General features: G+C 63.3%; 10 protein-coding genes. 5 read left to right on the top strand and 5 right to left on the bottom strand.

Annotated features, from left to right (window positions below; genetic code table 11):
- A partial coding sequence (locus ACO6D5_RS22420) for a tripartite tricarboxylate transporter substrate-binding protein (protein ID WP_485826584.1) occupies nucleotides 1–288 on the top strand: 288 nt, incomplete at its 5' end.
- Nucleotides 289–373: 85 nt separating this feature from the next.
- Here the strand turns inward: ACO6D5_RS22420 and ACO6D5_RS22415 are convergent.
- Together ACO6D5_RS22415 and ACO6D5_RS22410 are read right to left on the bottom strand one after the other, a co-directional pair.
- Complete coding sequence (locus ACO6D5_RS22415) at nucleotides 374–655, bottom strand: BrnA antitoxin family protein (RefSeq protein ID WP_315844510.1); 282 nt, start codon at nucleotides 653–655, stop codon at nucleotides 374–376.
- Nucleotides 648–959: a transcriptional regulator gene (locus tag ACO6D5_RS22410; protein WP_315844509.1), complete on the bottom strand. Its 312-nt coding sequence runs from the start codon at nucleotides 957–959 to the stop codon at nucleotides 648–650. Before ACO6D5_RS22410 ends, ACO6D5_RS22415 begins: the two co-directional genes overlap by 8 nt.
- Before the next feature lie 346 nt (nucleotides 960–1,305).
- Between ACO6D5_RS22410 and ACO6D5_RS22405 the strand changes: the two genes are divergently transcribed.
- Both ACO6D5_RS22405 and ACO6D5_RS22400 read left to right on the top strand, forming a co-directional pair.
- Nucleotides 1,306–1,680: a glutaredoxin family protein gene (locus ACO6D5_RS22405; protein WP_315844508.1), complete on the top strand. Its 375-nt coding sequence runs from the start codon at nucleotides 1,306–1,308 to the stop codon at nucleotides 1,678–1,680.
- 15 nt (nucleotides 1,681–1,695) lie between these two features.
- Nucleotides 1,696–2,118: a hypothetical protein gene (locus ACO6D5_RS22400; protein ID WP_485826583.1), complete on the top strand. Its 423-nt coding sequence runs from the start codon at nucleotides 1,696–1,698 to the stop codon at nucleotides 2,116–2,118.
- A gap of 45 nt (nucleotides 2,119–2,163) precedes the next feature.
- Here ACO6D5_RS22400 and ACO6D5_RS22395 read toward each other — a convergent pair whose 3' ends face one another.
- Nucleotides 2,164–2,778 (bottom strand): ABC transporter ATP-binding protein, encoded by a 615-nt coding sequence (locus ACO6D5_RS22395; protein ID WP_485826582.1) that lies wholly within the window; start codon nucleotides 2,776–2,778, stop codon nucleotides 2,164–2,166.
- 339 nt (nucleotides 2,779–3,117) lie between these two features.
- Here ACO6D5_RS22395 and ACO6D5_RS22390 point away from each other — a divergent pair, with 339 nt between their 5' ends.
- Nucleotides 3,118–3,561, top strand: a complete 444-nt coding sequence (locus ACO6D5_RS22390; protein WP_485826581.1) for a DUF6389 family protein — start codon at nucleotides 3,118–3,120, stop codon at nucleotides 3,559–3,561.
- Between the two features lie 162 nt (nucleotides 3,562–3,723).
- Nucleotides 3,724–4,416 carry a hypothetical protein gene (locus tag ACO6D5_RS22385; protein WP_485826580.1) on the top strand — a complete coding sequence of 231 codons (693 nt, stop codon included), beginning with the start codon at nucleotides 3,724–3,726 and terminating at the stop codon, nucleotides 4,414–4,416.
- 81 nt (nucleotides 4,417–4,497) lie between these two features.
- Here ACO6D5_RS22385 and ACO6D5_RS22380 read toward each other — a convergent pair whose 3' ends face one another.
- Together ACO6D5_RS22380 and ACO6D5_RS22375 are read right to left on the bottom strand one after the other, a co-directional pair.
- On the bottom strand, nucleotides 4,498–4,818 hold the full coding sequence (locus ACO6D5_RS22380) for a hypothetical protein (protein WP_088589815.1): 321 nt from the start codon (nucleotides 4,816–4,818) through the stop codon (nucleotides 4,498–4,500).
- A gap of 18 nt (nucleotides 4,819–4,836) precedes the next feature.
- On the bottom strand, nucleotides 4,837–5,817 hold a 981-nt coding region (locus tag ACO6D5_RS22375), incomplete at its 5' end, for a hypothetical protein (protein ID WP_485826579.1).

Here is a 5,817-nt window from a genome sequence, read left to right as displayed (position 1 = left end):
GCCGTGCTGCCCGACGTGCCGACATTCGGCGAACTGGGCCTGCCGGTGATGAACACGACGTCCTGGTATGGCATCGTGGCGCCCGCGCATCTGCCCGAGGCACGCCTCGCTACGCTTGCCAAGGCGATTGCAGACAGCTTGCAAGACCCCAAACTGCAACGCCGCTTCGCCGAAGCCAGCATTTATCCCAGCGCGGATGCCACGCCCGGCGCCTTTTCGACATTCCTGAAAGACCAATTCGACAAGGAGTCGGCGTTTATCCAATCACGGAACATGACGGGGAACTAAGGCGCCGCAGGCTGACGCCGTGTGGCCAAGGCCGCGTTGCCGCAAGACTTCCAAGGCAGTTGGCGAGATCCATCAGCATCCACGATCACGTCAACTGGTGAGTCTTCAGCCAGTCCTTTAACGCATTGTTCATACGGGTCTGCCAACCCCGACCCGTTGCCTTGAAGGCAGCCAGAACATCCTCATCAAAACGGATCGTGGTCGCGAATTTTCGAGTCGCTGCGGTGCTGCCGACAGGCCGACCGCGCCGCCGCACGATATCTTCAGGCGTATGCACCCGGGCATACTGGCCGTTGGCGGCTTGCTTGGCGCTGCGCAGCAGCGCCGCTTCAAACTCGGCCACTTCGGCATCGGTTTTCTTAGACATCAAGACTCTCCTTGAGTTTGGCGAGAAATGAAGCAGACAGGTCATCGAATTTGGCCTTGGCGTAGACGATCAACAGCACCACCTCGCCATTGGCTAATCGCAAGTAGTAGATGACACGAGAACCTCCGCGCTTTCCCATTCCAGAACGCGACCACCGGACCTTTCTACATCCGCCCGAACCCGGGATGACATCCCCTGCTTCGGGATTCGCCGCGATCCAGTCCACGAACGCCTCCCGTTCGGCGTCGTTCCAGACCTTGCCTGCCCAAACGCTAAATACCTCGGTTTCGATAACCGTTAGCATGATTTAATTGTACTAACAATTAATTTGAAAGCGCAAGGTGACCTAGACACCGTGCGCGGACGCGTCGGGTTCATCAGCTACCTCATTACCCCGGAGTTGTTCATATCCATCGCCGTTCAAGCCACGTGCGACGCCTGACTCGCACCGCTTACGATGCCTGGTCGTATTTCAGCATCAGCTGCGGTGAATCGCGCCGTCACAACAGGCACGGAAGTTGAAATCCGACGAAGAGAAGGGCAAAGAGCGCAACGTCTCGCGACCAGCACCGGTATCAAGCATGCGGGCGGCACCCACTCCCCGCAGGGAGTAGACTGACCGCCTCCCTTTGCCTTTTCGAGTCCATTCCATGATTGTTAAAGCCTTGCGTGTCGGCCTGGGTCAATTGATCGTCGCGGGCGATGCCCTGACGCGTCCGCGTCCGCAAAAGCGCTCGCCGCAAGGCCAGGCCGCCGTGAACAAGGACGCGGCCGCGCTTGCGCTGTACCAATTCCACGCCTGCCCGTTTTGCGTCAAGACGCGACGCGCCATGCACCGGCTGAACGTGCCGGTGGCCCTGCACGACGCCAAGCGCGATCCGCAGGCGCGCGAACAGCTGCTGGCGGGCGGCGGCAAGGTCAAGGTGCCTTGCCTGCGTATCGAAGAGGCCGATGGCACGCGCTGGATGTACGAGTCCAACGACATCATCGCGTATCTTGAAAAACGCTTCGCCAACGTGGCCTGACCAGGGATCGGCCGGATGACACGCCTTGCCCGCCGATTGGCGCTGACGCTGTGCACGGCAAGCGCGCTGGCGGGGTGCGAGCCATCGCTTCCCCCGCCCCCGGCCGGATCAACGCTTACCGCCGAAACCATCGCCACGCGCGAAACGCCGCCCGAGCTGCAATTCAAAGGCGTGCTGGCCGGCAAGCCCATTCACTTGATCGTCAACAACTGCAAGGTCTACAAGGTGGACGCGGCCGAGGGCGAGAATGTGAGCTGGACGCTGGTATTGGAAGGCGAGTTCTATCCACTGCCCACGATATGCATCCGCCAATCGCTGACCGAAAGCAAAGGATTCATCACGGCCTTCATCGGACGCCAGGCGTTCGGCGCAGGCGGGTGCTGCACGGGTCAACCCGAGTATCGGTCGAAAGACGGGCTGACCTGGAAGCCGCATTGACAGGTTTCAGGCCTGCCGCCGGAGCTTGACCGCAGCGGCGCCCAGTCAGCGCAAATCGGCAACGTTGATCGTTCTGGCCTCGCACGCCTGCACCAGTTCGGGGTCATGGCTGGCGAACAGCACGACGCGATCTTGCGCCCAGGCCTTGAACACCTCGGCCAGCACGGCGCGGCCCTGTGCGTCGAACCCGTTGCTGGGCCCGTCTGCGATCACCACCGCCGGGTCACCCAAGGCGGCCGCCGTCACGAAGACCTTGCGGCGCGTACCCGTCGACATCTGTTCGAAGCGCTTGTCCAGATGCGGTTCCAGCCCCAGCCGGTAAGCCAGATCAAGCACCCCGTCGTCCACGGCAACCTGCTTTTCCGCGGCGACCTGCGTAAGCAAAGCGCGCCCGGTCATCTCCGGAAAGGCCATGCAATTGTCCGGCACATAAGCCAGGCGGGCACGGGCCTGCTGCTGCGCATGGGTCAGGGAATGCCCGTCGATCCAGACGTCCCCGCCATCCGGCGCGACGGCGCCCGCGATGATGCCCAACAAGCTGGATTTGCCGGTGCTGTCTTCTTCGCATAGCGCCACGCATCCCGGCGAAAATGCGTGAGTCAGCCCCTGAAAGACGAGATAGTCGCCGTAGCGCTTGGTGAGATTGTCGATGCGTAGCATGCCGGAAGTGTACGCATGAACGCGGCGGGCGGCCAGATCCCGCCCTGGAATTTTGCTGCGCTTGACGACGTGCTGCCGAGGACCGGCGCCTGGGCCGCACGGCGGACTTCACGGCAAGGAACGTGGCGTTTCGTCCCCTTATCGATCAGGTATATTCGTCGCACCCATGATCGGAAAAATCGCCCGGACTCCGAATCCCTGGTCCGTCCGCATCGCCTTGCCGTACTGATGGTTGAACGCCGGTTCCGTGCCCTTGGATGACATCGCGCTTTCCGCCAAGGCCACCGCAGCGTACGGGTGCCGCGCGAACAGGCCGCAAGACAATAAGAAGGATTAAAAATGAATCGGCAAGACTATCAAGCCGCGCTGCGGCGCGTGCTGGACCAGCATTCCGACAAGGCCCAAGCGCGCTTGGCCGCGCTGATCGCTGCCCTGCCTGAAAAGGCCCGCGAGATCCGCGTGGGCATCTTCCCCGACCAGGACGGCGAGGGCACGTTCTCGGTTGTCGTCAGCCTTGAAGGCCCCGACCTGTATGTGCTGAACAAGGCCGTGGATGCGCATCGGACCTTGTTCGACGTCCGGCACACCGCAACCGGGGTAACCCCGGCCGTGCCGATGTTCGGCTTGGACGAGCCCGACTTTGTCGTGCAGGACGCCATCGTCGATACCGCGGCGGACTGGATCGAAGCGCTGTGGGCAAACGTGGGCACGTCGCCGTTGCCCGGGCTGATCTACGGCGATGACGACGCCGGCACGTCGATGCCGCGCGAACTGCCTGTTTGAGCCAGCCGCCATCATGCCGGGACACCACGCCAGGGTGATACCGCGGCTGGGGTATAAACGAAACCCGTCAGTTCAGAGCAAAGGAATCTAGTGTCGAGCAAACTCGGGGCAGGTCGTTATGTTGCCGCGACAGCAGGCGTCATCGGCCAGCAGGGCCGCGCCATGCTGGCCGCCGCGCCGTGGTCGCTTGCGGTATTCGCGCTGTCTCTGCCATTCGCCTTGGCGGACACCCCGCTGTATCGGCTTACGGATCTGGTGTTTGTCGCGCTGACGCTGATCAATCTGATCGCGTTCGCACGCATGACGTTCGCCTGGCATCGGGTCGTCGTCTTGGGGGATTCTGCACGCAGCGCCGCCGCGCGCGGCGGCACGGCCGAGGCCAAGCACCTTGTCCTGCTGGGCGCGATCGCCATCGCAGTCGCGGCCTTGGGTCGCGCGACCGGCAATTTGCCGTTTGTGGTCTATGTGCTGCTGAACGGCGCGGAAGACATCCGATTTTGGGGCGCATTGATCGCGTCGGCGGCGGCCATCTGGCTGCCCGTCCTGTACGCGCTTGCGACGTATGGGCTGAGCCTGCCGCGCGTCGCGGCGACCGGTGAATATGGCTTTGGCGGCATTCGCGCGGCAATGCCCTACCCGCGTTGGCCGCTGATGCTCGTGCTGCTGGCGCTGGTCGTCGTGGCCGGTTTCACCGCGAGTGTGCTGTCCCCGCTGACGTACACGTTCGTGACGGGCGCTGATGTGGCCTATGCCGCGTTGGGCGTCGTGCTTTGCGTCCTGGCTACGTTCGTCGCGACGGCTATGTATGCGGTCGCGTATCGCGATGCGACGGGCAGGGCGGGCGAAAGCGCGTGACGGCTTCGGGCCCGCAGCGGCCCGATCAGGTTTCCTGGAATTTTTTGCGCAGTGTGCAAGGTCCGCAACAGGCGCCTTGCCTCATTGCCCGGCGGCACCATGGAAACACTCCCATGCGGCCTCCTCGATGCCCTGAATCACGTTGCCGTCTTCATCCGTGATCGTGAACGCCTGCTGGCTGTCCCCGATGCTGGCCTCCCCGTCCAGACCCAGCAGCAACGCAACCATCGTGTCTCTGACGACGGCGTCGAGGACGCCCTGCATCTGAACGGATTGCCCGGCTGACAACCCCATTGCCCGGACTTTGGCGGCGACCTCGCTGGTTGCCTCCGGCGCCGTAAAGGCCGCCAGCAACTCCGCCCTTAGCGCATTCCAGTTGGCGACGAATTCCTTTGCGTCCATTCCGCTTCCATTCAAATCTTAGTCCGTCCCCACGGCCCGGATCTGATTCGGCGTCGCCTCGGACGCAGGCTTGTAGTACAGCGTGGGCGCCCGGTACCTCAGGTCACGCAGCGCCGCATCCAGCTTGGGCAAATTGAAGCTACCCGCGCTCGGCGCCTGCCGGAAATCTTCCAGGCTGGCGGGCAGGCGCGTCAAGGTCAGCGAATCCATCGTGCAGGTGGGGCCGAGGGAAGTCTCTTCGCACGAATCCGGCGTCATGACCGGCTGATCGACGGGCAACACGAAACCATCCGTCAGCACGGCCTCGCCCGCTTCGAGTTTGATGGCGGCGATCGGCGAAAAAATCAGTTCGGCGTCGATGCCGGGCGTCGGCGCGGCATCGGCCTGGCCCGCATTGAATGCGATCTCTCCGTTGATGCGCCAGCGCACCTCGCGCGCCGCTTCGTCGCAACCGCCGCCGGCCCGCAGCACCACCTCGCAACCCTTGCCCAGGCCGTCTTCGTCCTCTTTCCCGGATGGCGGTTTTGGCGTGGTCATCTTGAACTCGCGATCCACCGCGTAATCCAGCGTCGCGATGCCGATCTTCTTCAACCGCTCCATGGCGCTTTGCGGCGGTACCGTTGCGGGCAGCTCGGTGCGGGGCTGGTGATAGGTGATGCGGTTGAGCCTGTATTCGCCCGGCCACACCGGAATCACCTGATACAGCAGCTTGCCGCGCACCGTCTGGAACTGCGGCCCGGGGTCGCCCGAATTCATCTTGTGATCCCCCGCGCCGGCGCTGATCGCGGTGTCCTTCTCCGACTGGTGGTTCCAGTGCACGAACGTGCTGCGCTGACGCACAAAGCGATCGCGCGTCGCGTCATCCTCGAAATCGCGCTGGGGTCCGACGTCCAGGTTCAGGGTTGGAATCACCAGCAGCGCCATTCCCTCCTGCCGTGCGTTGCCCAGCAAATCATCCACATTCACGCGATGGCGCTCCACCAACGCGGCGGTGCGCGC

This window comes from Achromobacter sp. (assembly GCF_057314935.1).
Note: the sequence above shows the minus strand (reverse complement) of the source record. Positions and strands in the feature narration are given on the sequence as shown.

Coding starts and splice junctions, on each gene's coding strand:
- ACO6D5_RS22415 (WP_315844510.1), bottom strand. CDS start 655: ATGTCTAAGAAAACCGATGCCGAAGTGGCCGAGTTTGAAGCGGCGCTG.
- ACO6D5_RS22410 (WP_315844509.1), bottom strand. CDS start 959: ATGCTAACGGTTATCGAAACCGAGGTATTTAGCGTTTGGGCAGGCAAG.
- ACO6D5_RS22405 (WP_315844508.1), top strand. CDS start 1,306: ATGATTGTTAAAGCCTTGCGTGTCGGCCTGGGTCAATTGATCGTCGCG.
- ACO6D5_RS22400 (WP_485826583.1), top strand. CDS start 1,696: ATGACACGCCTTGCCCGCCGATTGGCGCTGACGCTGTGCACGGCAAGC.
- ACO6D5_RS22395 (WP_485826582.1), bottom strand. CDS start 2,778: ATGCTACGCATCGACAATCTCACCAAGCGCTACGGCGACTATCTCGTC.
- ACO6D5_RS22390 (WP_485826581.1), top strand. CDS start 3,118: ATGAATCGGCAAGACTATCAAGCCGCGCTGCGGCGCGTGCTGGACCAG.
- ACO6D5_RS22385 (WP_485826580.1), top strand. CDS start 3,724: ATGCTGGCCGCCGCGCCGTGGTCGCTTGCGGTATTCGCGCTGTCTCTG.
- ACO6D5_RS22380 (WP_088589815.1), bottom strand. CDS start 4,818: ATGGACGCAAAGGAATTCGTCGCCAACTGGAATGCGCTAAGGGCGGAG.